Source organism: Candidatus Fonsibacter ubiquis (assembly GCF_002688585.1).
GTDB lineage: Bacteria > Pseudomonadota > Alphaproteobacteria > Pelagibacterales > Pelagibacteraceae > Fontibacterium > Fontibacterium commune.
Genome location: NZ_CP024034.1, coordinates 1058788 through 1081904, shown reverse-complemented (window position 1 = coordinate 1081904; position 23117 = coordinate 1058788). Strand labels below are relative to the sequence as shown.

Here is a 23117-nt window from a genome sequence, read left to right as displayed (position 1 = left end):
TTGGGTATACGATTTTTATTTGGCTTTTTCTAGATGCCAAATGATGTTTGTATTTTCATTCTCAATGTTACCTTCAAGCAGGATAAATGAGGATTCTCTAATATTATTTGGATTTCCAAAGTAGAGATTTTTTTCAATCTTAGTTGGAATTTGTGGACTTCTAAAGATCCATCCTTCGCCATTAGTTGAACTTAGGAGAATATCATTACCCATGGTTTTTGTGATGCGAATATCAGGATGGATATGAAATCGTACGCTAAAAGTTAAATTTTTATTTTCAAGATTTTTGCAATTTAAATTATCGATTCCTTCGATATGACTTTTGTTCTTAAATAAAGTTATTTGTCGCTCGTGTAATATTTTAAATCTTTCCTGATACCCATCGTGACCAACGATACATTGAACAAATTCTTTATCACTTTTAAATTCTTTTTTAAAAATCTTATGCTTTTCAATAAGAGAATTCCCAAAGTATTTTCTAATTAATTTATTTTTTTGGAATATGCATGATGAAGTATCATTAATAGTAACTGTTGAATGGGCTGCTGTGGAGGAGCTTAAATAGAATAATTCTTCCCCAAGATTTTTTCCTGATCCAGAATTACAAACAAATTTTACTCCATTAGATACAAGTTCAAAGGATAATGGACCTGCCTGATAATTTTTTGAGTGCAACATAGAAGGGGGATTATTGGCATCAATAAAGATTTCAACTTTTTTTGATTTTATTTTTGCATAACCACAAAAGATATTTTCCATATCTTCAAACTCATAACCTCGCGATTCCAAATATTCATAAAATCTTTCAGTGTTTATTTGATTAGCGCCATTAAAAAGAGGAAGATCTCCGTTTGAAAATTTTAAAAATTTAAAACAGATTCCAAGGGAATTAATATAAATATTGATAAAAGCAGGGGTTTGTTTTCTAGATAGTATTAACCATTCCTTAACAAGAACTAAGAAATATAAGGTCCAAAATAAATCCTCAGGATTTTTAGTTTTAATAAATCCATCTTTATTTATAAAATTTGAAATTTCATCCTCTAAATTTTTAAGTCCAAACTGAGTATATTCTTCATATTGCTCAAAGGAATTACCAACTAAAATTAAGGCAGCAAGGGATTTGATCTTTTCAATGCCAGTATTAATTAAATTAATATTTTTAAATAAATGTTTTGCTTGTTTGACAATATTATTAATAACTTTGCTTCTAAAGATAAGATCACTGTTTTTAAAAATAATATCATAACTTGATATCCAATTTATCAAACGTGCAGTTATAATATCCAAGGTCCAATATTTTTCATTATAATTTGAAAAATTATTGATCCATTGATCAACAATAAGACAGCCTAATTCTTTTTCTGTTTTAATATTTAGTGCTGGTAGCCAACTAAAATCATGAAGTTTTTTTGCTTTATCATTTTCTAAATTGGTAATTTTCCAAATATTAGTTGTAAATTTTCTAACGCTATTGAGTACGATTGGATCGTTATTAATTAGATCTTGAATTAAAAATATATTTGAAGACTCATAAATACGGTGAGGTTGAATGCCACCTAACGAAACATTGTAATTGGAACTTTTAAATTTTTTCTCTCTTAGTCGATCTTGAAAACTTTTTTTTAAGGATAAAAGATAAAGGTTAAATGTATTAATATTGGACACTTAAGCGCAATTTCTTAATTTTTGAATGTTATCTTTTAGGGAACCTGAAAAAATTGTAGTTCCTGATACCAAGATATTAGCACCTGCTTTTACTGCAAGAGGAGCTGTTTCAAAGTTAATTCCACCATCAATTTCAATGTCAATTTTAAGTTTTTTATCATTAATCATTCTTCTAAGTTCAGAAACTTTTGGCAAAACTTCACTCATAAAACTTTGTCCAGCAAATCCTGGGTTTACACTCATAATCAAAATAAGATCAATATCATTAATTACATCCATTAAAGCACTAATGGGTGTTTTAGGATTTAAGGACACACCTGCTTTTTTTCCACATGACCTTATAGTTTGAATGGCTCTTTTTAAGTTATCCGTTGCCTCAGGATGAAGGGTAATAATATCAGATCCTGCATCAGCAAAGGCTTTAATATATTTTTCAACAGGCGAGATCATCAAATGAACATCAAAGGGCAGTTTTGTACATTTTCTAATTGCCTTAATAATTGGAGGACCCATGGTAATATTTGGAACAAAGTGACCATCCATTACATCAACGTGAATTAAATCAGCTCCAGCTTTTTCTAAATTTTTAATTTCATCTCCTAAGATACTAAAATCAGCGGATAAAATAGAGGGTGATATTTTTATATTTTGTGCCACAGCACACAATTAAATGAATTTTAGAAATTTAAAACTGCTTTTTAAACAAGTTCATTAAAAAGTAAGTAAATTCACTTTCTAATGGAAACGAAAGCATACCCATCACTGAATAGCCAAGTACCCAAGGCATAAAGTAAAATCTAAACATATAGAAAAACCAAGCCACATACAAAGGTACAAAGATTGGAATTAGAAAACTTGGGGTTATTATTTTAAATATACGCAAAATAGGATCAGTAAGTTTTACGAATATTTTCATGAAAAAAAAATTAGAGTCTTCTTTTTGGAAAAGGGACATTGCGGATCTGCCAATTAATGTCCACATGATGGTTCCTAAAATATAATCAAAGTAATAAATCCAAGGTGACATTGATTTTTGAAAATGTCATGGGGCGAATAAATCGCCCCATGAATAAAAGATTTTTAACTATGCTTGATGATTGTTTTACCGCTAGGAATCCTAAGGTCGTCAACCATCTGCTGAACAGCAGCACTCTCAGGTTTTGTAAGTAAACTTACAACCACCATAGCAATCAAGCTCACGCTAGCACCGATAATTCCAAATCTTAAATTATCAATTCCTAACCATGGAGTTTGATTCATGAACGTAGGTCCTACGTATATTAGGTACCAAGTACCTGATATAAGTCCTGCTAACATTCCTGCTATTGCGCCTGAACGAGTTGCTCTCTTCCACCACACTCCTAAAACTAGTGGCCAGAATAAACCAGACATCGCAAAGTCGAACGCCCAAGCAACCGCTCCTAAGATACCCGTAAGTCTCATCGCAGCGATATAAGCAGCGGCAGCACCAATAACAACTAACAGTGCTCGCGCAACTGTTAATCTTGCTACAATGCTCGCTTTTGGATCGATCATTTTATAGTAGATGTCGTGTGAGATAGCATTTGCAATTGCAAGAAGTAGTCCATCCGCAGTTGACATAGCAGCAGCTAGTCCACCTGCAGCAACTAATCCAGAAATCACGTATGGTAATCCAGCAACTTCTGGAGTCGCTAATACCACCACGTCACCTCTCATGAACCATTCGTTCAATTGAAGGATGCCATCTTTGTTTAAGTCAGCAATAAATACTTGTTTTACCGCAGACCAGTTTTTAACCCACTCTATTGCCTGCACATCAACAATTTTTTTGCCGATAATTGCAGTAGGAAGAGTTGGATCAAGCAACTGAATCTTTGATAAAGTTGCAAGCATCGGAGCTGAGAAGTAAAGCAAGAAGATGAAAAACAACGACCAAGCCACTGATCTTCTAGCTGAAGTCACAGATGGAGTAGTGAAGTATCTCATTAAGATGTGTGGTAACGAAGCCGTTCCAACCATCATACAAATTGCAAGCGAAATATACTTCCATGCTTCCATTGCACCCGCAGGAACTCCCGAGTGAGGCGTTGACATTGAAGATAATCCAGCAGGTACTCCTGCCGCTTTTAAAACATCAGGTGAATTTTTTATCAATCCATACTGAGCTTCTAAAGCTGCTATTTTCTCAACCGTTCCTCCCATTGAAATGTGAGGGAAAATATGTCCTAATTTCCAGCTCATCCAGAATATTGGAATTAAATAAGCTATAATTAAAACAATGTACTGAGCCACTTGTGACCAAGTCACAGATCTCATTCCACCCAACATTGAACATAAAAGGATACTTATTAGACCAACCCAAACTCCAACTTCAAAAGGTACTGCTAATGCACGTGATGCAATTGTACCTGTTGCGTTGATTTGAGCTGTCACATAAGTGAACGATGCGATTAGTAGCACCAACACGGCACAGAATCTTGCAAAGTTTCCACCATATCGAGTTCCAATAAAATCTGGAACTGTATAGCAGCCGAACTTTCTAAGATACGGAGCCATTAGTGATGACACTAACACGTAACCCCCAGTCCAACCCACTAGGAAAGCCATGTAAGTATATCCACCAAAGTATATACCACCAGCCATTGCCACAAAGGATGCACCGGACATCCAGTCAGCAGCTGTTGCCATTCCGTTAAATACGGTTGGAACTTGCCTTCCAGCTAAATAGTATGCTTCCACCTGAGCTGTTCTAGAAAGCCAGCCGATGATTGCATATATCAGGATTGTAAAACTAACGAATAATATTCCGATAGTTTTTGCGCCCATACCTTGCGTTTCAAAGAATGCCATTAAGGCAAAAAATCCAAGGAAACCTAAAGTGTAGATTCCATAAATTTTTGGTAGGTCTTGTATAAATTTACTTTTTTGTGCCATATTTAATCATCCTCCCTGTCTTCATCGGAGAAACCAAATTCACGATCAATTTTTTCTTGTCTATTGTTAGACCAAAAAATCATGACAACAAACGCAACTAATGATCCTTGCGCAGTCATGTAATAGGCTAATGGATATCCAAGAACTTTGATGTGGTTTATTTGTTCACCGAAGGCGAAAACAACAGTTCCGAAGAAAAACCATAACAACATAGTTATGATCATAAGGCTTTTGGTCGCTGCCCAATGGGCTTCTTGTTTTGGCGATGCCATATGTTATCCCCCTTAGTTATTGTTAATATTAACTAAACAAATCCTAATTGAATTTTACCTCAATTAAAAGTTAATATTTCTCTTAAAAAGCATTATAAATATTAACTTTTTATGATTAAAGAATATATAAAACAACTAGAAGGTGTATCCTTTGACTTCTTACTAAACTCATTAAAAAGATTAGTTGTAGGCGACCGGAAGTTAACAAATTTAGAATTAATTAATGAGTTCATCCATAAAAGATCTGCTCATGTAACCCAAAATACATTGTATGGATATTTGCAAACTCGAATTGGAGGAAATTATATTAAAGCTTTTAAAGATGAAAATTATTTAAAATCGATCAATATCTCGAGATGGAATATTTTTGTTGTATCAGTTCAGGATATCTCTTTTTATATTTTTTCTTACCTTTATAAAAATCAAAATTATCAAAAATTTGAGGAGGCAAAAAAAATCTACCATAAAATTTTATTAAGTGAGAAAGAAAATGGTCTTAGTGATGATATTTACGATAATGCCGTTGAAGAGTTTGATAGAAGATTTAAAGAGATTAACTGGGCAACTTTTTGCAATTCAAATCCTTTTGATAAAAGTTCACAAGCACTAATTTATTGGTCACCAATTGCAGATGAATTAAAAAATCTTGATAAAGAAATTGTAGTCAATTCTATGATTAATAAATGGAATAATGTTTGTAGAGATTTTGAAAAGTTAATTCAAAAAATAGATTAATTTATGAAAGAAAAATTTAAAAAAATTGCTGAGCAATCTTTAAAAGAAGCAAATGAGAGAAAAAAAAATAATTATCAAATAAAAAAGAAAAAAGAAATTAATGGTCCAAAAGGATTAGAACCCACTCGTTATGGAGATTGGGAGACCAAAGGGATTACTTACGACTTTTAGATTATTTATTTAATCGATTATCAATTAAACTTTGCACTACCGTCGGATCAGCAAGAGTTGAGGTATCCCCTAAATTCTCAAATTGATTTTCGGCAACTTTTCTAAGAATCCTTCTCATAATTTTACCCGATCTAGTCTTTGGTAGACCTGGCGTGTAATGAATCAGATCAGGGGTTGCAAGAGGTCCAATAATTTTTCTAACTAAATCTTTTAACTCTTTTGTTAAAGACTCTGATCCAGTTTCACCAACTTTTAAAGTGACATAACAATATAAACCTTGCCCTTTAATATCGTGCGGATAGCCAACCACTGCCGCTTCAGCAACTTTTGGATGAGCAACAAATGCACTTTCTATTTCAGCGGTACCAAGATTATGACCTGATACAATGATGACATCATCTACTCGGCCTGTAATCCAATAGTATCCATCTTCGTCTCTTTTGCAGCCATCTCCGGTAAAATATTTCCCATCATGTTGTGAAAAATAAGTATCAATAAATCTTTGATGATCTCCATAAACTGTTCTCATTTGTCCAGGCCAAGAGTCCGACATACATAATCTACCTTCACAAGCACCTTTAAGTTCAACTCCTTTTTCATCAACAACAGATGGTTTTATTCCATAAAAAGGTTTTGTCGCTGAACCTGGTTTTAAATCAATGGCACCTGGCTGAGGTGCTATTAAAATTCCACCTGTTTCCGTTTGCCACCAAGTATCAACAATTGGGCAACGAGAGTCACCAACTACTTTATGATACCAAATCCAAGCCTCAGGATTAATTGGCTCGCCAACGGAGCCTAAAAGTTTAAGAGATTTTCTACTTGTCTTTTTAACCATTGCATCCCCTTCACGCATTAAAGCTCTAAGTGCAGTTGGCGCAGTGTAGAAAATATTTACTTTGTGTTTATCAATTACCTGCCAAAAACGACTTGCATCAGGATAACTTGGAACACCTTCAAAGACTAAAGTTGTTGCTCCATTAGATAGCGGACCGTAAACAATATAGCTGTGACCAGTCACCCAACCAATATCAGCAGTACACCAATAAATGTCTCCATCTTTGTAATCAAAAATATATTGGTGAGTCATCGAGGCATAAACTAAGTAACCGCCTGTTGTATGCAAAGCCCCTTTTGGTTTTCCAGTGGATCCTGAGGTGTAGAGAATAAATAACGGATCTTCTGCATTCATTTCTTCAGGCTTGCAAGTGGTTGACATTTTGGAAGTTAATTCGTGATACCAAACATCACGCTTTGAATCGAAAGGCACGTTGCCACCAGTTCTTTTAAGGACAATACACTTTTTAACATTTGGACATTTTTTTAACGCTTCATCAATATTTTTCTTTAAAGGTATAACTTTTTGACCTCTTAATCCTTCATCAGCAGTTATTACAAATTCCGATTTGCAATCTAAAATTCTGTTAACAATTGAGTCGGGCGAAAAGCCTCCAAATACTACAGAATGAATTGCTCCAATTCTTGTGCAGGCAAGCATTGCATACACACCTTCTGGAACCATGGGCATATAAATAGTAACCCGATCACCTCTTTTAACTCCAATTTCTTTTAATCCATTTGCAAGTTTACAAACTTCATCGCTTAACTCTTGATAAGTAATATTTTTAGATTCTTTTGGATCATCTCCTTCAAAAATAATTGCAGTGTGTTTTGCTCTTTTTGGAAGATGTCTATCAATACAATTATAAGAAACGTTTGTGGTACCATCATAGAACCATTTGATAGAAACTTTTTTTGTGCTGTAAATTACTTCTTTAGTTTTTGTATAGGGCTTGAACCAATGGATTCGCTTTCCCTCTTCTGCCCAGAATTTTTCATTATTATCAATGGAGTTTTTATATTTAGCCTCGTAGGATGATTGATTAATGTAGGAATTTTTGGCCCATTCTGCAGGTACTTTGAAAAGTTTGTCGCTCATGATCCCCTAATCTTTTTTTATTTTTTAAATTCTACCCATCTTGCATATTATTTTCCAGCATTTAGAATCTATTGGCATTACTGATAATCTGCTCTGTTTTATAAGAGGTAGATGTGAAATTTCTTTATTTTCTTTAATATCCATAAGAGAAACAGGCTCTATTAAATCTTTATGATATGCAACTTTAACAGCTACAAATTTTTTCTCTTTATCTGTTGGATCAATAAATGCCGATTTGATAACTTTAACTATTCCAATAATTTTCTTATCTTCATTGGAATGGTAAAAAAAACAATGATCTTCTAGTTTCATTTGTTTTAAATAATTTGCAGCCTGATAATTCCTTACCCCATCCCAAGTAGTTCCTTTAAAGCCTGCTTTTTTTTGATCATTAAATGACCATACCGAGGGCTCAGATTTTATTAACCAGTAGTTCATGTAATATTTTTTTAATTTTTAGGAGGTGTCCGTGTCAAAACAAAGCCAAACTTATTCATATAAATCAACAACTTTTTAAAATTAACAACGTTAAAAACTAATATTTTACCCCCGCTCCTTTTAAAAAAGGCGCCTTAGGATCTAAGGGCCATCTTGGTTTTGCAAGTACCTCAAGGTTGTCCTCAATACCATTTTTAAATCTTTCAATTCCAGCCCAAGCAATCATTGCGGCATTATCACTACAAAGTTCTGTGGGTGGAAAAAAATTTTCAAAGCCCATCTCTTTACTTAATTTATGTAAATTATTTCTAATACTTTTATTTGCCGCAACTCCTCCTGATATTACAAAAACTTTTTTACTTTTTTGGTGTCTAGAACTAAATTCATTCATCGCAGATTTGCATTTAACATTTAAAATTTCATTGATTGTTTTTTGAAAAGACGCCGCAAGATTTTCTCTATCTTTTTCTGATTTTATTTTTGATGATAATTGTAGAATTGCTGTTTTTAAACCTGCAAAAGATAAATTACATCCTGGATGATTCAGGATAGGTCTTGGTAAGACATAAGTATTTTCATTTCCATTTTCTGCAAGTTTTTCAATTTTAGGTCCTCCTGGAAACTCAAGACCAATCATTTTTGCCGTTTTGTCAAAGGTTTCACCAAGTGCATCATCAATGGTTGTTCCAATCCTTTTATATCTGCCAATGCCTTCAACAATTAAAAATTGCGTATGCCCTCCAGAGACTAACAACAGCAAGTAGGGAAATTCTATTTTATTAAAAATTCTTGGCGTCAAGGCATGTCCCTCTAAATGATTAACTGCAAGGAAAGGTTTTTTTAAAATTCCGGCAATACTTTTTCCAGCACTTAAGCCAACCATTAAACAAACTAACAGACCAGGACCTGCCGTTGCTGCAACTCCATCTAATTTTGTAAATTCACATTTACTATCTTCAATTGCTTTTTTAATAATAATATCAATTTTTTCGGCATGAGATCTTGCGGCGTTTTCAGGAACTACTCCTCCAAATTCTAAATGCTCATCAACTTGACTAGAGACCACATTGGATAATATTTTTACATTTCCATCACTATCTTCCCTGACAACTGCAGCAGCAGTTTCATCGCAACTAGTCTCGATTCCAAGGAATGTTAAATCTTTTTTCATAGAAGTATTGAGTGTGATCACCTGTCGCTATAAAAAGTAGCGCTAATATACAGCAAAATGCTATTAAATCAGCAAAATGTTAAGAAATAGAAATATTATCATAGGAACCAGAGGCAGCAGACTATCCCTTGCGCAAACTGAACATCTTCGAGACGAACTTTTGCTTGCTTATCCTGGAGTAAAAGCTGAGCAACTTATTATTAAAATTATAAAAACTTCAGGCGATAAATTTAAAACAGAAAATTTAGGAATGATGGGAGGTAAAGGACTTTTTGTTAAAGAGTTGGAAGAGTCTTTGTTAGAAAAATCAATTGATGTTGCTGTGCACTCATTAAAAGATGTACCAACTTTTTCATCAAATAAATTATCTCTTGCTTGTTTTTTAAAAAGAACAGATGAGCGAGATGCGTTTTTATCTCCAATTGCAAGTTCATTTGCCAACTTAAAATCAGGATCTACAGTTGGGACTTGTTCAGTGAGAAGATTTTCGCAATTAAAAAGACTTCGAAATGATCTAAAAATTGTTCCTATAAGAGGAAATATCGATACCAGAATTAATAAGATGAAAGAGGGAATTTATGACTCCATAGTGCTTGCAGCATCAGGATTAAAAAGATTAGGATTTCATACTGAAGTAAGGGAATATTTTGAGAAAGATGTAGTTATACCATCTGCTGGACAAGGAATAGTAACTGTCCAGTGTAGAGATGAAGACTTAGAATTAAAAGAAATTTTAAAAACCATAAATGATAGAGAAACACAAATTTTAGCTGAGGCGGAGCGTTCTTTATTAAAAACATTAAATGGAGCTTGTGATACTCCTGTTGGAGCAAATGCTATTATCAATGATGACGGCGAGTTATTTTTGCAAGCAGAATTGTTATCTTTGGATGGAAAAAAATCTTTCAGAGCTCATAAAACTGGAATTATAGAAAAAGCAAAAAGTATAGGAATCGATGTGGCTGAAGAGATTTTATCTAAAGCTGGGGAAAATTTTATTATTTCGGAGACAAAACTTGCACATACTATTCACAAAAAGTCAGAATAGTTCTGAGATTTTAATTAATAAATTAATTTTAAAAGGTCATAAGGTAACTAATTTTTCAATATTTAATATTAAACCCATTATAACTTCTGAGATTAATTTTAAAAAATTTACATCTATTATTTTTACAAGTTCCAACTCAATTTATAATTTAAAAAAACTTAGTAATATTGATCATCTTAAATGCTTTTGTGTTGGCGAACAGACAGCTGATACAGCAAAAAAAATTGGATTTAAAAATATACAAGTATGTGGAACAAATTATTTTGAACTGCGTGATTTTATTTTTAAAAACTTCGATAAAGATGAAGAGAAATTTATTTACATTAGAGGAGAATTTATCTCTAATGATTTAGAAAAAGATTTTAAAGAAAAGGGCTATTTCATAGAAAGCGTTATTAATTATACTACCGAACCAAATTTAAATATTGATCCACAATTAATAAAAGATTTAAAGAATAAGTTAGTAGATGTTATTTTTGTTTATTCAAAGAGAGCCGCCGATCAATTACTTAAGATAATTTTAAATAATAAAATTTCAAACGATTTAGATAATTGTATTTTGAATTGTATTAGCATTAACGTTGCAAATACTTTAAAAAGATTAAAGTGGAAAAAAATTAAAATTTTTTCTCCAGGTGAAGAAGAACTATCATTATTATAAAGGATTTTAAGTGATCATAGATGGTAAAAAATTTGCTAGAAAATTAAAACTTAAGATTAAAAAAGAAATTCAATCTATAAAAAAGAAAACAAGATTAACGCCCGGGCTTACTGTTATTCTAATAGGCAACCACGCTCCAAGTGAAATTTACGTTAGAAATAAGGCAATTTCAGCAAAAGAAGTTGGTATTAATTCTAAAGTTTTAAGATTTAAAAATTCTATCTCTGAGACAAAATTAATTTCAGTTATTCAAAAATTAAATAAAGATAAAAAAGTTCACGGAATATTAGTGCAGCTACCTTTGCCAGATCATATTCACGGTCATAAAATTATTGAAGAAATTGATCCTAGAAAAGATGTAGATGGTTTTCATCCAATTAATGTTGGCAACCTATCTTCAGGAAAAGACTCTTTAATTTCTTGCACTCCTCTTGGATGTTATTTGATGATTAAGAGTATTAGAAAAAATTTATCAGGACTTAATGCATTAATGATTGGTAGATCTAATTTAAATGGAAAACCCATGGTCCAGTTGTTATTAAAAGAAGATTGCACTGTTACAATTGGTCATTCTAAGACGAAAAATTTAAAAGAATTATGTAAAAAAGCTGACATTGTTGTTGTTGCGGCAGGCAGAGCAAATTTAGTAAAGGGAGACTGGATTAAAAAGGGAGCCATTGTAATTGATGTGGGAATTAATAGAGTTAAAAAGAAAAATGGTTACAAAATAATAGGAGATGTTGAATTTAAATCTGTAGTTAAAAAAACAAAAGCTATAACACCAGTTCCAGGCGGTGTTGGCCCTGTAACAATTGCGTGTCTTTTAAATAATACTCTAAAAGCTTTTAAGAATATTAATTATTTATCTTCTAAGTAGGCGAGCGTTTTTTTTAATAAAGTTTTCCACTCTTTTTTTATTAAATGTTTTATTTTCCTCAAAGGAAACATTTTTCATTGAATAGATACTTTTATTAGAAATTCTTGAAACAATACTTACGTTTCCCTTATAAATCTTTAATTTAACTGCTCCCTGAACTCGAGATCTTTTTTGGTCAATAATTTTTTGTAATCTTAATCTTTCATTTGAATACCAAAATCCATTGTAAATTAGTTCTGCAAATCTTGACATGACGGCATCTTTTTTATGCGCAGTCTCTTTGTCCAAAGTAAGAGATTCTATAGCTCGATGAGCAAACAAAAGAATAGTTCCCCCTGGTGTCTCATAAACGCCTCGAGATTTTATTCCAATAAATCTATTTTCAACAAGGTCTACTCTGCCAACACCATTTTTTCCGCCAATATTGTTTAGTAGTGTCAGTAATTTGCTTGGAGAACATTTTTTATTGTTAATACTTATTGCATCACCATTTTTAAAACCAATGGTCACATAGGATGGTTTATTTGGAGCTTTCTCTGGCGAAACTGTTCTTTGAAAAATAAACTCTGGCGCCTGTTTTGAGGGATCTTCAAGAATTTTACCTTCTGTAGAAGTATGAAATAAATTATCATCTACAGAGAATGGCGGAGCCCCTTTTTTATCAGATGGTACAGGAATATTATTTTTTTTAGCATATTTAATAAGGTCACTTCTTGATGAAAAATCCCAATCACGCCACGGAGCGATAATTTTAATTTTTGGATTAAAATAATAATAAGCTAGCTCAAATCTTACTTGATCATTCCCTTTGCCAGTTGAACCGTGGGATACAGCATCAGCTTTAAATTTTTTAGCAATCTGAATTTGACGTTTTGCAATAAGGGGTCGGGCAATAGAAGTTCCAAGTAAATAAATGCCTTCGTACAAAGCATTTCCTCTAATCATTGGAAAAATATAATCTTTTACAAAAACATCTTTTAAATCTTCAATAATAATATTTTTAACGCCAAGATTTTTTGCATTTTTAATTATTTTTTTTCTATCGATTTCTTGGCCAAGATCTGCTGTGTAAGCAATTACTTCAGCTTGATAGTTTTCTTGAAGCCAGCGTAAAATTACTGAAGTATCGAGACCCCCAGAATAAGCTAAAACAATTTTTTTAACTTTTTTTCCCATTATTTATGAACTGAAATTACATTTCTTTTTAGCGGCTTCGTATGCATCACTAAATCCATTTAATGAGAATGTATCGATTGTTTTTGTTCCTCTAACTGAGGTTGCGGTAACTTTAGCTTGCGTAGATTTTCTCATAAGTTCTATCAAAGAAATTTCATCTTCATATTTTGTAAGCCAAGCAAAATTATCTTCTGTTTCAAAGTTGAATTCCCTTTTCTCTATGGCAAGATTGACTTTAGATGAGGCTTTATAATTGTAACCACTCGTAACGCTTATTTCATTTTGAATTTTGTCGTTAGTTCTAAAACTTACAAAAATTCGAGACTCTGCCCTATTTAGATTTTTTGGATCAGAGGCTATGGGACTTGATACAGCGTAGCAAACTTGCTGACCATTAATATTAGTATTTTGAGCAGTCCAGTTTTTAAATTGTCCATCTAATTTGATTTGAGAAAATATTTTTTGTTCAAAAGACAAAAGACAAATTATGGAAAATAATAAAACTCTTAGGGACATGGGTTAGAATATTTTAATTGAACATTATTAATGTCTTTTATTACATCATTAGTAAGCGACAGATCAATACTATCAATATTCTTCTTTAGTTGATCCATAGATGTTGCGCCAATAATTGTTGATGTTACAAATTTTTGAATAATGCAAAATTGTATTGCCATCTGCGCAGGATCAATATTGTGTTTTTTAGCAACCTCGCAGTAAGCTTTAACTGCTGGCTCAGTATTTAAAGTTCTGTATCTATCAAATCTATTTCCCCATAAAACTTCTCTTGATCCAGCAGGTTTTTTTCCACCTAAATATTTTCCAGTCAAATGTCCACCACCTAAAGGAGAGTAGGCTAGCAATCCAATTTTTTCTCTAATTGAAATTTCTGAAAGTCCAACCTCATAACTTCTATTTAAAAGACTATAAGGATTTTGAATCGTAATTGGTTTTGGAATATTATGTTTTTCAGCAAGTTTGATATATTGACTTGTGCCCCAAGCAGTTTCATTGGATAATCCATAATATTTTATTTTTCCAGCCTTGATCAAAGACGCCATTGCCTCCATTGTTTCAAGGATTGGAACTACATCTTTAGTTTCAGTATGCTCATATTCAAGTCCACTGAATACATTTAAAGGTCGATCTGGCCAGTGCAATTGATAAATATCTATATGATCTATTTGTAAGTTTCTTAAACTATTTTCGATTGCAGAATTTATTTGTTTTTTATTAAGCCTTGTTTCTTGTTCACCAGGTCTTATCCAATTCATTCCAGATCTTCCAACAACTTTATCTGCAATGATAATTTGATCTCTCTTTTTTGTTTTTTTTAACCATCGACCAATAATTCTATTTGTTTCACCACACGTTTCCTTTGTAGGAGGTATTGAATATAATTCAGCAGTATCAAAAAAATTTATACCTTTAGAAAAAGCATAATCCATTTGCTCAAAACCATCCTGCTCGGTGTTTTGCATGGAGCCCCAAGTCATTGTACCAAGACAAATTTCGCTAACGTTTAAGTCAGTATTAGATATTTTATTAAATTTCATAATTTTTTATTTCAAAAAACCAATGGAATAGCCTTTTTTTAAGCTTCTTGAAAAGAACATATTTTAACATTATGTTTCTGGTCAAACAAACATATAGGTAAAAAAAAATATGAATTTAAAGTACGGTCAGACAAGAGCTACGACACGTGTAGAATCAGGTGCCATAGATCAGGGCCTTAGATCCTACATGTTGAAAATCTACAATTACATGGCATCAGGAGTTCTGGTGACAGGTTTTGTGGCGTTATTTTTATTTAAATATTCGGTAGTAACTAATGAAGCAGGTTCAATTACTGGCTTAACTAGCTTGGGTAATGCGATTTATAACTCTGCATTGATGTGGGTAATTGCTTTTGCTCCACTAGGTATTGTTATGTGGATGAGTTTTGGGCTTGCAAAAATGAGTGCATCAAAAGCGCAAACACTATTCTGGGTTTTTTCAGCTTTAATGGGCGCATCGCTTTCATCAATTTTTATGGTTTACGTTGGAGCAAGTATCGCTCGAGTGTTTTTCATAACAGCAGGAACTTTTGCTGCGATGAGCCTTTACGGATACACAACTAAATCTGATTTAAGCAAGCTTGGATCATTTTTGATGATGGGTTTAATTGGAATTATAATTGCATCAATTGTAAATATTTTTATTAAATCCACTCAGATGGAATTTATAATCTCAATACTTGGTGTTTTAATTTTTGTAGGTCTAACAGCGTATGATACACAAAAAATTAAAGACATGTATTACGATGGCGGAGACTCTGAAGTGATGGCAAAAAAATCTATAATGGGTGCTTTAACTCTTTATTTAGATTTTATTAATTTGTTCATTATGCTTCTTAGAGTATTCGGACAAAGACGAGACTAATTAATTTAATGTTTATAGCCCCAAATGATTGGGGTTATGAATAAATGAACCAATCTAATTTACATAAGCCTGACTGGTCAAAAATACCAGCTCCCGAATTAGACGTATCTCTAGAACACTTAAATAATTTTATAATTCCAGAAATAAAGCTTCTAAGCACAAGTGGAGATGAGATTGATTTATCAAAATTAAATGGACTTAGTATTATTTATGTTTACCCCATGACGGGTCAACCAAATATTGCTTTGCCTAAGGGATGGGATGAAATACCTGGGGCGAGAGGTTGTACACCGCAATCATGTAGTTTTAGAGATAATTTTTCAGAACTTAAAAAATTAAATATTGAAAATATTTTTGGACTTTCAAGTCAGACTACTAAATATCAAAAAGAAATGTCAGAAAGACTTCATCTTCCTTATCCTATTTTATCCGATGAAAAATTGTTGTTCGCGAATGCTTTAAAACTTCCCACCTTTAAAGTGGATAACATGAATTTAATTAAGAGAATTACTTTAATCACAAATAATAATAAAATTATAAAATATTTCTATCCAGTTTTTCCACCCGACCAAAATGTAAATGATGTAATCTTTTGGTTAAAAGAAAGCAAAGTTAATAAGATTTAATTACCAGAACATCGCTTAGAACAATACTTTACAAAGTTCCAATTTTTTTCCCATTTTTTTCTCCATATAAACTCTTTTTTACAACTAGCACAAATTTTTTTAGGTAGTTGATATTTTTTTTTCAAATTACTTAATAACTTTTAGATATTTTTTTGAATACTTTCTTGAAATAATTTTTAAAATAGAATTTAAGTTATCTGAACTTTTTATAACTAAACTACTTGCATCTTTTAGTTGATATTTATTTTTATCTTTTTGATTAAGTATTTTTAATATTTGAAACAAAGGATTTTCCGTTGCTTTTCTATAAATTTCAAAACTAATTATATTTTTACCCATGTAAATTCCATAATCCTTCCATTCGCCAGCTGATACCATGGATCCATATAAATTTAGAATTTCTTGCAGCTCTTTTTTATTGAAAAAATTTTCTTTGTTAAAATCTGTATTTTTAATAAGTCTTAGTTTCATTGATCAATTCTATATTTTTGAATTAACGACACTTGCATTATTGTAAATATTACAGTTATTGGAATTAACCCAAAAACTTTAAATTGTACCCAAAATTCTTCACTTTGTGTTCTCCAGATAATCTCATTTAACAATGCTAAAAAAATAAAAAAATATAGCCAACGCCTATTAAGTATATTCCAACCTTCATCAGTCATTTTTATTGAACCTTCAAATAAATTTTTAAGTAAAGGTTTTTTTAAAATAATTTCTCCATATAAAAGAATAACTGCAAAAATAAGATTCACAATTGTTGGTTTCATGTAAAAGAATATTTTATTATCAAAAAGTAACGTTAAACCACCAAATGCAGTAACGATGATCGCTCCTAACACTGGAATTGTAGGGATTTTCTTATCTATTCTGTAAACAAAAAATACCGATATAATAGTTGCAATAATTAATGGCATTATCGCATAGATCATTCCATGTTTTTTATAAAAATAAAAAAAAATTAATAGTGGACCTAAATCTAAAAAAAATTTTATGAGGCCTTTATTCATTAAGTTTTTAATAATTATTTATTTAATTATTTTAAACATTAATTCATCTTTGGCAAAAGAATTTAAGTACGATGTCCGCGCATATAATTTAAACGTTATGGATATAATTTTTAATATTGATGATGAAATAAATAATAAGATCACCTTTAGTGCCGAAAGTGTAGGGATTGTGGGTTTTTTTGTTAAAGTTTCCGCAAAGTCCAAAGTTGAATTTAATGATAAGGAAAAAAAAACTTGGAAATATGAGTATCGTTATGAAAAACCAACAAGGAATAAATATAGGCTAAATAAAATTAATTTTTCAAAAGAAAAAGTTATTAACTTTGAAACGGACCCACCTAGAAAAGAAGATTTATCAAAAAAAATTCCCTATAATAAAGAGGATTATTTTGGTGTGATTGATCCCATATTTGCAGTTAAAAAATTATTTTTAATTGATAAAAAAAACCTCGATTGTAATAAAAAAATCAAAGTTTTTGATGGTAATATTTTCTTCTATTTGGTGATGAAGAAAGAAAATACACAAATAGATTTTGACTCAGTTTTTTCTAATTATAAGGGAAAATTAAATAAGTGTATTTTAACTTATCAGCCAATATCCGGTCATATTCCAGGGGATCCAAATACCCCTGAACAATTTATAGTGGATCTTTATTTTGGAATTGTTGGGGATAACTATTTTCCAATTTATGCAACAACTAAAGGAAAAAAAGGAATTAGACTTAAGATGTATCTTGATACAATACAGTGACCTATTGAATTTTTTACAAGAATCACTACTTTAAATTTACATGTTAGAAAAAAAACTAAACAAAGCTAAATTCTCAATTGGAGAGGTGGTTAGACACCGTTTGTTTAATTTTAGAGGGGTGATTTATGATGTGGATTTTCAATTTAATAATTCAGAAGAGTGGTATCAATCAATTCCAAAAGCAGCTCGACCTAGAAAAGATCAGCCCTTTTACCACTTATTAGCTGAGAACGATGAGATCACCTACGAGGCTTATGTTTCAGAGCAAAATTTAGTAGGCGATGATCCAAATGAGCCTGTGAGACATCCTTTAGTTAATGAAATATTTAAGGGAAAAAGAGGAAATCTTTATTTTAAGCCATCTAATTAGTTCTACTTTTTACTGCCTTAATTAAAACAATTTTAACGCAAACCTTAGACAGATTAATTTATTAAATTATATTTAATACCTAACTGAGTTATTTTGATCCCCAATCTCCCTTATCTCAGTTAGGTAAACTTCTAATCTTCCCAAACTTGTAGTAAAAAAATTAATCTAGAATGTTTGGAATATTTAAACCAAGGACTTTTTTTAATTTAGCAAATAATAGTATTTTTTGGTTAAAAACAATTTTTGTCTTAACACTCATTGTAGGTTTAATTTTAGCATTAGTTCTTTCTCCAATCGATTATCTACAAAAAGATACGGTGAGAATTATGTATGTTCATGTACCTTCCTCGTGGATTGCTTTATTTATTTTTCTAATTATTGGAGTTTCATCATTTGTAAGTTTAATTTTTAAAATTAGAGTTTTTTCAGTTTATGCAAAAAGTCTAGCCCCTATTGGGTTAGTTTTTTCTCTTATTTCTATTGTGACAGGATCATTGTGGGGTTACCCAACGTGGGGAACTTTTTGGAGTTGGGATGGTAGATTAACCTCGATGTTTATTTTAGTTCTTAGTTATATTTTGTATGTATCGTTGTGGTCATTAATAAAAAATTATAATTTAGCTGAAAAAATTACTAATATTATAGGGATAGTAGGATTGATAAATATTCCTATTATTAAATTTTCAGTTGTATGGTGGAATACACTTCATCAACCGGCAAGCATTACACTAACTGCCGCACCCACCATTCATAGTTCAATGTTAGCTCCATTACTTATTATGTTTTTCTGTTTTTGCATCTTATCGTTAATTATTTTCTTGATTAGGTATAAGTATGAAATTATAAATTTTAGAGTTAATAAAAAATGATTTTAGAATTTTTAAATATGGGCGGTTACGGATTGTACATTTGGCTATCCTATGCATTTGCTACTTTTTCATTAATTTTTCTTTACTACGTTTCAGTTAAAAAATTAAATTCTATTAAGAATATTGAGCATCTTTATCAGACCGAAAAAGCTACCGAAGTTTCTGTTTCGCAGGAAGCTAATAGATTTTAGTTTAATATATAAATAAGTCCCGATATCCTCTAAAAAAAATTTGTTTAAATACGATTATGATTTTTAGCAAATCTTCGAAAATTAGATTGAAATTTTTTTTTGTTATTACACTTGTAGCGTCAATAGTATTTTATTTTGTTTATAGTAACCTGCAAAAAAATGTAATTTATTTTTATTCACCTCAAGAAATAAAAAATTTATCTACAAATCCCACTAATAAAATTAGAATTGGTGGATTAGTCAAAGAAGGCTCTCTAAAGAAAAATAAAAACACTTATTCTTTTGTAATTACTGATTTAAAAAATGAAATTTTTGTAGAATATACTGGTTTATTGCCAAATTTATTTATTGAAGGAAAAAGTGCTGTCACTGAGGGTATTCTAAAAGATAAAAAATATTTTGTCGCAAGCTCAATTCTTGCAAAACACGATGAGAATTATATGCCTCCAGAGGTTGCTAATAGTTTGAAAAAAAATAAATTAAACAAATAACATTATGGCTGGTGCTATAGGCAATTTAGCTTTGTTTTTTTCAGCATTATTTAATGTTTTACTAATTGTTTACCTAGTTAAAAGAATAAAGAATAATGATTTTAAAAATTTAAAAATCATTAATTTTTTTAATGACAGTATTTTTTTTCTTTTATTAATTTCATTTATAATTTTAGTATATTGCTTTGTTATTTCTGATTTTTCTAATGTGGCCGTTTATAAAAATTCACACACCACAAAACCTTTAATTTATAAAATATCCGGAGCTTGGGGCAACCATGAAGGCAGTATGGTATTATTTATTTTAATACTTTCATTATTCTCATTTATTTTTGCAAGAACAACTATCGATGACAAGTTAAAATTTTATACAGTTTTTTTTCAATCTATATTGATTTTTATTTTTCTAATTTTTTTAATTTTAACCTCCAATCCTTTCGATCAAATTGATCCAACACCATTACAGGGTCTTGGTCTAAATCCTATTCTGCAAGATCCATTACTTGCAATCCATCCACCATTTTTATATTTCGGTTATGTTGGTTTTTCCTTAGTTTTTAGTTTTGCTCTTGCAGGTTTGGCAACAAATAGTTTTGATAAATCATGGAGCAAGATTGCAAACTTTTGGATTATTCTTCCTTGGTCTTTACTTACAATTGGAATTGGCCTTGGATCTTTTTGGGCCTATTATGAATTAGGTTGGGGAGGATATTGGTTTTGGGATCCAGTCGAGAATGCATCATTAATGCCATGGCTTGCTGCAACTGCTTTAATTCATTCTAATATTGTAACTTATAAAAAAGATAAACTACATTCTTGGACAGCATTACTTTCTATATTTACTTTTATAATGAGTTTGCTTGGAACTTTTCTTGTCAGATCTGGAGCATTAAACTCAGTCCATGCTTTTGCAAATGATCCTTACAGAGGGGTTTATATCTTAAGTGCAATTTTACTAATTTCTTTTTATTCCTTAACTATTTTTATTATTAAATCTCCAAGAAAAAACTTTTATGGAGAATATTCATTTTTGCAAAAAGATAATTTCATCTTAATTAACAATTGCTTTTTAATTTTTTTTCTCTCAGTAGTTTTAGTCGGTACAGTTTATCCTATTATTTTAGATGCAATTAGTGGAAAAAGTATTTCAGTAGGTCCAGTTTATTACCATACTATTTTAGCTCCTTTTCTATTTGTCTTCTTATTTTTTATGTCCCATGGACCACTTCTAAGCTGGAATAAAGAAGATAAATTTTCACAAATAAAAAATTTTAAAATATTTTTTCCAACTTCAGTTGTGATTTGTTTAATAATTATTTTTTGGCTATTTGATTATAAGGATATAACTTTAATTTTGGGGTTATTATTTTCAATTTATTTAATAGTTTCCGTTATTTTTGATTGGATTTTTCAAAAAAAATTAAGTGTAAATCTTGGCAGATTAATCTCCCACCTTGGCTTTGGAGTATTAATTTTTTCAATATTCGTTAACGCCTATTTATCCAAAGAGATTAATACGGCTATGAAGGTTGGGGATGAAATTAAAATTGAAGAATTTCTAATTAAATTTAAAAGCATTAATAAAGTCAAAAAAGAAAATTATGACGAGGTTTTTGGTAATTTTTTAGTAACCTTGAACGATAAACAAGTAGAATTGTCTCCTTCTATCAGGAAATATGACCAACCTGTTCAATTTACCTCCGAGACAAGTATTAGATCAAACCTAATTACAGATTACTATTTTGCAATTAATTTATCTGAGTTTGAGAAAGATAAAATTATGGTCAGATTTTACTATAAGCCTTTAATGTTTTGGATTTGGCTTTCTATATTATTAATTGCATTTGGTGGAATTTATCAAACTTTTAGAATTAGAAATGAACAATAAATATAAAATTATAATTCTTGGAGTCACAATTGTTATAATTTTTATTCTTTTTTTAAAAGTTCTTAATTCTGACAAAACTTATCAACCCAATCAAATGATTGGAAAAAAACTTCCTGAATTTATTTTAGAGGATCTTTTTAATAATAATACAAAACTTGATACCAGTGTATGGGCTAATAAGGATTTTATTGTTTTAAATATTTGGGCATCATGGTGTGTTCCTTGTCAAATTGAGCATCCTTTCTTAATGAGCCTAAAGGATAAAAATAAAATTAATATTATTGGTCTTAATTATAAAGATGAAAGTAAAAATGCTAAAAATTTTTTAAAAAAATATGGAAATCCTTACAGTATAATTGGTGTTGATAAAAAAGGTGAATTTGCAATTCTATTAGGAGCCTATGGAGTTCCAGAGACCTACGTTGTAGAAAAAGGGAAAATAATTTTCAAGCATATTGGTCCAATCAATGAAGATGTCGTTAATAAAATTTTGCAATTAAAAAAATAATGAAAAAATTTTTTTTTGTAATTATATTATTTATTTTATCTTTGAATATTGTTCATGCAAATGAGGATCTTAAAAATAAAATCTATAAAAATATTAGATGTATCGTTTGTCAGGGACAATCAATTTATGAATCAAATTCTGATTTTGCAATTGATTTAAAAAAATTAATATCTAAGAAATTAGATAATGGAGAAAACGAAAAGCAGATTTACGAATTTTTAATAAGTCGATATGGAGAATGGATTGTCTATAATCCAAGGTTTAATTTTAATAGTCTAAGTTTGTGGTTATTGCCTTTTATTATCTTTATGATTGGTGGGTTTTTAATATTCAGATTGAATAATAATAAAAAAAAGTAAGAATCTTTATTGCATTTCCACTAATTTTATTAAATAAAGGCTCATAAAATGTATTCAAAATTTATTAAATTCTTATCAATAGTTACTTTATTGTTAATTTCTATTTCGACTGCTCGATCGGAAGGTTTTACTTACTCCATTGGAAATTTTGATCATAGTGATGATAAAAAAAAGGCTGCAATGTTTCAGTTAGATTATGATTCAGATAGAAAATTATTTGGCTCTCCAATTGGCGACTTTAAGCCTGTGATTGGATTTTTATTAACTGAAGATAAAGCAAAGTACGGATATGCTGGCGTTCGTATAGATTATAAACTAGCAAATAACTCTATTTTGATTAGCCCAAGCTTTACTCCTGGAGTTTATGGAAAAGGTGATGGAAAAGATTTAGGACATGCAATTGAATTTAAATCTCAAGTTAGAGCTGCTTTAAACCTAAGTCCAACAGCTAATATCGGAATTTCTTATAGTCATATTTCAAATGCTAGTTTAGGAAATAAAAACCCAGGCGCAAATAATTACAGTATCGGTTTTCAAAAAAATTTCTAAAAATTTATA

General features: G+C 30.7%; 30 protein-coding genes. 16 read left to right on the top strand and 14 right to left on the bottom strand.

All coding sequences use genetic code 11. From position 1 onward, the window contains the following. Nucleotides 1–15: 15 nt before the first annotated feature. Genes CR143_RS05900 through CR143_RS05880 form a run of 5 tightly spaced genes read right to left on the bottom strand, consistent with a single transcriptional unit; the run spans nucleotide 16 to nucleotide 4856 of the window. Complete coding sequence (locus CR143_RS05900) at nucleotides 16–1668, bottom strand: heparinase II/III domain-containing protein (protein ID WP_099340899.1); 1653 nt, start codon at nucleotides 1666–1668, stop codon at nucleotides 16–18. Next, nucleotides 1669–2334: a ribulose-phosphate 3-epimerase gene (rpe, locus tag CR143_RS05895; protein WP_099340898.1), complete on the bottom strand. Its 666-nt coding sequence runs from the start codon at nucleotides 2332–2334 to the stop codon at nucleotides 1669–1671. It abuts the gene before it with no gap. A 19-nt stretch (nucleotides 2335–2353) separates the two neighbouring features. Beyond that, entirely contained in the window at nucleotides 2354–2695 is a 342-nt protein-coding gene (locus CR143_RS05890) for a hypothetical protein (protein ID WP_099340897.1), read from the bottom strand. A 53-nt stretch (nucleotides 2696–2748) separates the two neighbouring features. Next, nucleotides 2749–4584 carry a sodium:solute symporter family protein gene (locus tag CR143_RS05885; protein ID WP_099340896.1) on the bottom strand — a complete coding sequence of 612 codons (1836 nt, stop codon included), beginning with the start codon at nucleotides 4582–4584 and terminating at the stop codon, nucleotides 2749–2751. A gap of 2 nt (nucleotides 4585–4586) precedes the next feature. Further along, nucleotides 4587–4856 (bottom strand): DUF4212 domain-containing protein, encoded by a 270-nt coding sequence (locus tag CR143_RS05880; RefSeq protein ID WP_099340895.1) that lies wholly within the window; start codon nucleotides 4854–4856, stop codon nucleotides 4587–4589. Between the two features lie 111 nt (nucleotides 4857–4967). Between CR143_RS05880 and CR143_RS05875 the strand changes: the two genes are divergently transcribed. Further along, complete coding sequence (locus CR143_RS05875; RefSeq protein WP_099340894.1) at nucleotides 4968–5591, top strand: hypothetical protein; 624 nt, start codon at nucleotides 4968–4970, stop codon at nucleotides 5589–5591. A gap of 3 nt (nucleotides 5592–5594) precedes the next feature. Continuing rightward, nucleotides 5595–5762 carry a DUF1674 domain-containing protein gene (locus CR143_RS05870; protein ID WP_099340893.1) on the top strand — a complete coding sequence of 56 codons (168 nt, stop codon included), beginning with the start codon at nucleotides 5595–5597 and terminating at the stop codon, nucleotides 5760–5762. Nucleotide 5763: 1 nt separating this feature from the next. Here the strand turns inward: CR143_RS05870 and acs are convergent, their stop codons facing one another. From acs to tsaD, 3 genes are all read right to left on the bottom strand, one after another. Continuing rightward, on the bottom strand, nucleotides 5764–7701 hold the full coding sequence (gene acs / locus CR143_RS05865) for an acetate--CoA ligase (RefSeq protein WP_099340892.1): 1938 nt from the start codon (nucleotides 7699–7701) through the stop codon (nucleotides 5764–5766). A 24-nt stretch (nucleotides 7702–7725) separates the two neighbouring features. Further along, entirely contained in the window at nucleotides 7726–8139 is a 414-nt protein-coding gene (locus CR143_RS05860; protein WP_099340891.1) for an EVE domain-containing protein, read from the bottom strand. Between the two features lie 97 nt (nucleotides 8140–8236). Beyond that, complete coding sequence (tsaD, locus tag CR143_RS05855; protein ID WP_099340890.1) at nucleotides 8237–9310, bottom strand: tRNA (adenosine(37)-N6)-threonylcarbamoyltransferase complex transferase subunit TsaD; 1074 nt, start codon at nucleotides 9308–9310, stop codon at nucleotides 8237–8239. A gap of 76 nt (nucleotides 9311–9386) precedes the next feature. Between tsaD and hemC the strand changes: the two genes are divergently transcribed. The 3 genes from hemC to CR143_RS05840 are packed head-to-tail and all read left to right on the top strand — an operon-like array spanning nucleotide 9387 to nucleotide 11896. Beyond that, on the top strand, nucleotides 9387–10358 hold the full coding sequence (hemC, locus tag CR143_RS05850; RefSeq protein WP_099340889.1) for a hydroxymethylbilane synthase: 972 nt from the start codon (nucleotides 9387–9389) through the stop codon (nucleotides 10356–10358). Further along, the gene (locus CR143_RS05845) at nucleotides 10327–11019 is read left to right on the top strand and encodes a uroporphyrinogen-III synthase (protein ID WP_204524599.1); all 693 of its coding nucleotides are present in this window, start codon (nucleotides 10327–10329) and stop codon (nucleotides 11017–11019) included. Before hemC ends, CR143_RS05845 begins: the two co-directional genes overlap by 32 nt. Before the next feature lie 10 nt (nucleotides 11020–11029). Further along, nucleotides 11030–11896, top strand: coding sequence for a bifunctional 5,10-methylenetetrahydrofolate dehydrogenase/5,10-methenyltetrahydrofolate cyclohydrolase (locus CR143_RS05840; RefSeq protein ID WP_099340887.1), 867 nt, complete (start codon nucleotides 11030–11032; stop codon nucleotides 11894–11896). On the opposite strand, the gene CR143_RS05835 is transcribed toward CR143_RS05840, so the two are convergent. Genes CR143_RS05835 through CR143_RS05825 form a run of 3 tightly spaced genes read right to left on the bottom strand, consistent with a single transcriptional unit; the run spans nucleotide 11882 to nucleotide 14628 of the window. Further along, nucleotides 11882–13072, bottom strand: a complete 1191-nt coding sequence (locus CR143_RS05835; RefSeq protein WP_099340886.1) for an argininosuccinate synthase — start codon at nucleotides 13070–13072, stop codon at nucleotides 11882–11884. The two genes, CR143_RS05840 and CR143_RS05835, sit on opposite strands and share 15 nt — an antisense overlap. A gap of 3 nt (nucleotides 13073–13075) precedes the next feature. Next, entirely contained in the window at nucleotides 13076–13588 is a 513-nt protein-coding gene (locus CR143_RS05830; RefSeq protein WP_099340885.1) for an invasion associated locus B family protein, read from the bottom strand. Next, complete coding sequence (locus CR143_RS05825) at nucleotides 13579–14628, bottom strand: NADP(H)-dependent aldo-keto reductase (protein ID WP_099340884.1); 1050 nt, start codon at nucleotides 14626–14628, stop codon at nucleotides 13579–13581. The genes CR143_RS05830 and CR143_RS05825 overlap by 10 nt, the downstream gene beginning before the upstream one ends. A gap of 109 nt (nucleotides 14629–14737) precedes the next feature. Between CR143_RS05825 and CR143_RS05820 the strand changes: the two genes are divergently transcribed. Both CR143_RS05820 and CR143_RS05815 read left to right on the top strand, forming a co-directional pair. After that, nucleotides 14738–15493 (top strand): Bax inhibitor-1/YccA family protein, encoded by a 756-nt coding sequence (locus CR143_RS05820; RefSeq protein WP_204524598.1) that lies wholly within the window; start codon nucleotides 14738–14740, stop codon nucleotides 15491–15493. Nucleotides 15494–15537: 44 nt separating this feature from the next. Beyond that, nucleotides 15538–16119 carry a peroxiredoxin gene (locus CR143_RS05815; protein WP_099340883.1) on the top strand — a complete coding sequence of 194 codons (582 nt, stop codon included), beginning with the start codon at nucleotides 15538–15540 and terminating at the stop codon, nucleotides 16117–16119. On the opposite strand, the gene CR143_RS05810 is transcribed toward CR143_RS05815, so the two are convergent. From CR143_RS05810 to CR143_RS05800, 3 genes are read right to left on the bottom strand one after another with little or no spacing between them, the layout of a single operon-like run. Beyond that, nucleotides 16116–16244, bottom strand: a complete 129-nt coding sequence (locus tag CR143_RS05810; RefSeq protein WP_099340882.1) for a DUF2256 domain-containing protein — start codon at nucleotides 16242–16244, stop codon at nucleotides 16116–16118. The two genes, CR143_RS05815 and CR143_RS05810, sit on opposite strands and share 4 nt — an antisense overlap. A gap of 1 nt (nucleotide 16245) precedes the next feature. Next, the gene (locus tag CR143_RS05805) at nucleotides 16246–16590 is read right to left on the bottom strand and encodes a DUF2794 domain-containing protein (RefSeq protein WP_099340881.1); all 345 of its coding nucleotides are present in this window, start codon (nucleotides 16588–16590) and stop codon (nucleotides 16246–16248) included. Continuing rightward, nucleotides 16587–17132, bottom strand: coding sequence for a septation protein A (locus CR143_RS05800; RefSeq protein WP_099340880.1), 546 nt, complete (start codon nucleotides 17130–17132; stop codon nucleotides 16587–16589). Before CR143_RS05800 ends, CR143_RS05805 begins: the two co-directional genes overlap by 4 nt. Between CR143_RS05800 and CR143_RS05795 the strand changes: the two genes are divergently transcribed. The 9 genes from CR143_RS05795 (at nucleotide 17116) to CR143_RS05755 (ending at nucleotide 23108) form a co-directional block, all read left to right on the top strand. Continuing rightward, nucleotides 17116–17883, top strand: coding sequence for a DUF3108 domain-containing protein (locus CR143_RS05795; RefSeq protein ID WP_099340879.1), 768 nt, complete (start codon nucleotides 17116–17118; stop codon nucleotides 17881–17883). The two genes, CR143_RS05800 and CR143_RS05795, sit on opposite strands and share 17 nt — an antisense overlap. Before the next feature lie 40 nt (nucleotides 17884–17923). Beyond that, nucleotides 17924–18253 carry a heat shock protein HspQ gene (gene hspQ, locus CR143_RS05790; protein ID WP_099340878.1) on the top strand — a complete coding sequence of 110 codons (330 nt, stop codon included), beginning with the start codon at nucleotides 17924–17926 and terminating at the stop codon, nucleotides 18251–18253. Between the two features lie 170 nt (nucleotides 18254–18423). Continuing rightward, entirely contained in the window at nucleotides 18424–19122 is a 699-nt protein-coding gene (ccmC, locus tag CR143_RS05785; protein ID WP_099340877.1) for a heme ABC transporter permease CcmC, read from the top strand. Continuing rightward, nucleotides 19119–19313, top strand: a complete 195-nt coding sequence (gene ccmD, locus CR143_RS05780) for a heme exporter protein CcmD (protein WP_099340876.1) — start codon at nucleotides 19119–19121, stop codon at nucleotides 19311–19313. Before ccmC ends, ccmD begins: the two co-directional genes overlap by 4 nt. 56 nt (nucleotides 19314–19369) lie before the next feature. After that, entirely contained in the window at nucleotides 19370–19804 is a 435-nt protein-coding gene (ccmE, locus tag CR143_RS05775) for a cytochrome c maturation protein CcmE (protein ID WP_099340875.1), read from the top strand. 4 nt (nucleotides 19805–19808) lie between these two features. Next, nucleotides 19809–21692: a heme lyase CcmF/NrfE family subunit gene (locus CR143_RS05770; RefSeq protein ID WP_099340874.1), complete on the top strand. Its 1884-nt coding sequence runs from the start codon at nucleotides 19809–19811 to the stop codon at nucleotides 21690–21692. Continuing rightward, nucleotides 21682–22200, top strand: coding sequence for a DsbE family thiol:disulfide interchange protein (locus CR143_RS05765; protein ID WP_099341015.1), 519 nt, complete (start codon nucleotides 21682–21684; stop codon nucleotides 22198–22200). Before CR143_RS05770 ends, CR143_RS05765 begins: the two co-directional genes overlap by 11 nt. Continuing rightward, entirely contained in the window at nucleotides 22200–22559 is a 360-nt protein-coding gene (locus CR143_RS05760) for a cytochrome c-type biogenesis protein (RefSeq protein ID WP_099340873.1), read from the top strand. Before CR143_RS05765 ends, CR143_RS05760 begins: the two co-directional genes overlap by 1 nt. 48 nt (nucleotides 22560–22607) lie before the next feature. Next, nucleotides 22608–23108, top strand: coding sequence for an acyloxyacyl hydrolase (locus tag CR143_RS05755; protein ID WP_099340872.1), 501 nt, complete (start codon nucleotides 22608–22610; stop codon nucleotides 23106–23108). The last annotated feature ends 9 nt before the right edge of the window (nucleotides 23109–23117 follow it).

Coding starts and splice junctions, on each gene's coding strand:
- CR143_RS05890 (WP_099340897.1), bottom strand. CDS start 2,695: ATGTCACCTTGGATTTATTACTTTGATTATATTTTAGGAACCATCATG.
- CR143_RS05885 (WP_099340896.1), bottom strand. CDS start 4,584: ATGGCACAAAAAAGTAAATTTATACAAGACCTACCAAAAATTTATGGA.
- CR143_RS05880 (WP_099340895.1), bottom strand. CDS start 4,856: ATGGCATCGCCAAAACAAGAAGCCCATTGGGCAGCGACCAAAAGCCTT.
- CR143_RS05875 (WP_099340894.1), top strand. CDS start 4,968: ATGATTAAAGAATATATAAAACAACTAGAAGGTGTATCCTTTGACTTC.
- CR143_RS05870 (WP_099340893.1), top strand. CDS start 5,595: ATGAAAGAAAAATTTAAAAAAATTGCTGAGCAATCTTTAAAAGAAGCA.
- acs (WP_099340892.1), bottom strand. CDS start 7,701: ATGAGCGACAAACTTTTCAAAGTACCTGCAGAATGGGCCAAAAATTCC.
- CR143_RS05860 (WP_099340891.1), bottom strand. CDS start 8,139: ATGAACTACTGGTTAATAAAATCTGAGCCCTCGGTATGGTCATTTAAT.
- tsaD (WP_099340890.1), bottom strand. CDS start 9,310: ATGAAAAAAGATTTAACATTCCTTGGAATCGAGACTAGTTGCGATGAA.
- hemC (WP_099340889.1), top strand. CDS start 9,387: ATGTTAAGAAATAGAAATATTATCATAGGAACCAGAGGCAGCAGACTA.
- CR143_RS05835 (WP_099340886.1), bottom strand. CDS start 13,072: ATGGGAAAAAAAGTTAAAAAAATTGTTTTAGCTTATTCTGGGGGTCTC.
- CR143_RS05830 (WP_099340885.1), bottom strand. CDS start 13,588: ATGTCCCTAAGAGTTTTATTATTTTCCATAATTTGTCTTTTGTCTTTT.
- CR143_RS05825 (WP_099340884.1), bottom strand. CDS start 14,628: ATGAAATTTAATAAAATATCTAATACTGACTTAAACGTTAGCGAAATT.
- CR143_RS05820 (WP_204524598.1), top strand. CDS start 14,738: ATGAATTTAAAGTACGGTCAGACAAGAGCTACGACACGTGTAGAATCA.
- CR143_RS05815 (WP_099340883.1), top strand. CDS start 15,538: ATGAACCAATCTAATTTACATAAGCCTGACTGGTCAAAAATACCAGCT.
- CR143_RS05805 (WP_099340881.1), bottom strand. CDS start 16,590: ATGAAACTAAGACTTATTAAAAATACAGATTTTAACAAAGAAAATTTT.
- CR143_RS05795 (WP_099340879.1), top strand. CDS start 17,116: ATGAGGCCTTTATTCATTAAGTTTTTAATAATTATTTATTTAATTATT.
- CR143_RS05800 (WP_099340880.1), bottom strand. CDS start 17,132: ATGAATAAAGGCCTCATAAAATTTTTTTTAGATTTAGGTCCACTATTA.
- hspQ (WP_099340878.1), top strand. CDS start 17,924: ATGTTAGAAAAAAAACTAAACAAAGCTAAATTCTCAATTGGAGAGGTG.
- ccmC (WP_099340877.1), top strand. CDS start 18,424: ATGTTTGGAATATTTAAACCAAGGACTTTTTTTAATTTAGCAAATAAT.
- ccmD (WP_099340876.1), top strand. CDS start 19,119: ATGATTTTAGAATTTTTAAATATGGGCGGTTACGGATTGTACATTTGG.
- ccmE (WP_099340875.1), top strand. CDS start 19,370: ATGATTTTTAGCAAATCTTCGAAAATTAGATTGAAATTTTTTTTTGTT.
- CR143_RS05770 (WP_099340874.1), top strand. CDS start 19,809: ATGGCTGGTGCTATAGGCAATTTAGCTTTGTTTTTTTCAGCATTATTT.
- CR143_RS05765 (WP_099341015.1), top strand. CDS start 21,682: ATGAACAATAAATATAAAATTATAATTCTTGGAGTCACAATTGTTATA.
- CR143_RS05760 (WP_099340873.1), top strand. CDS start 22,200: ATGAAAAAATTTTTTTTTGTAATTATATTATTTATTTTATCTTTGAAT.
- CR143_RS05755 (WP_099340872.1), top strand. CDS start 22,608: ATGTATTCAAAATTTATTAAATTCTTATCAATAGTTACTTTATTGTTA.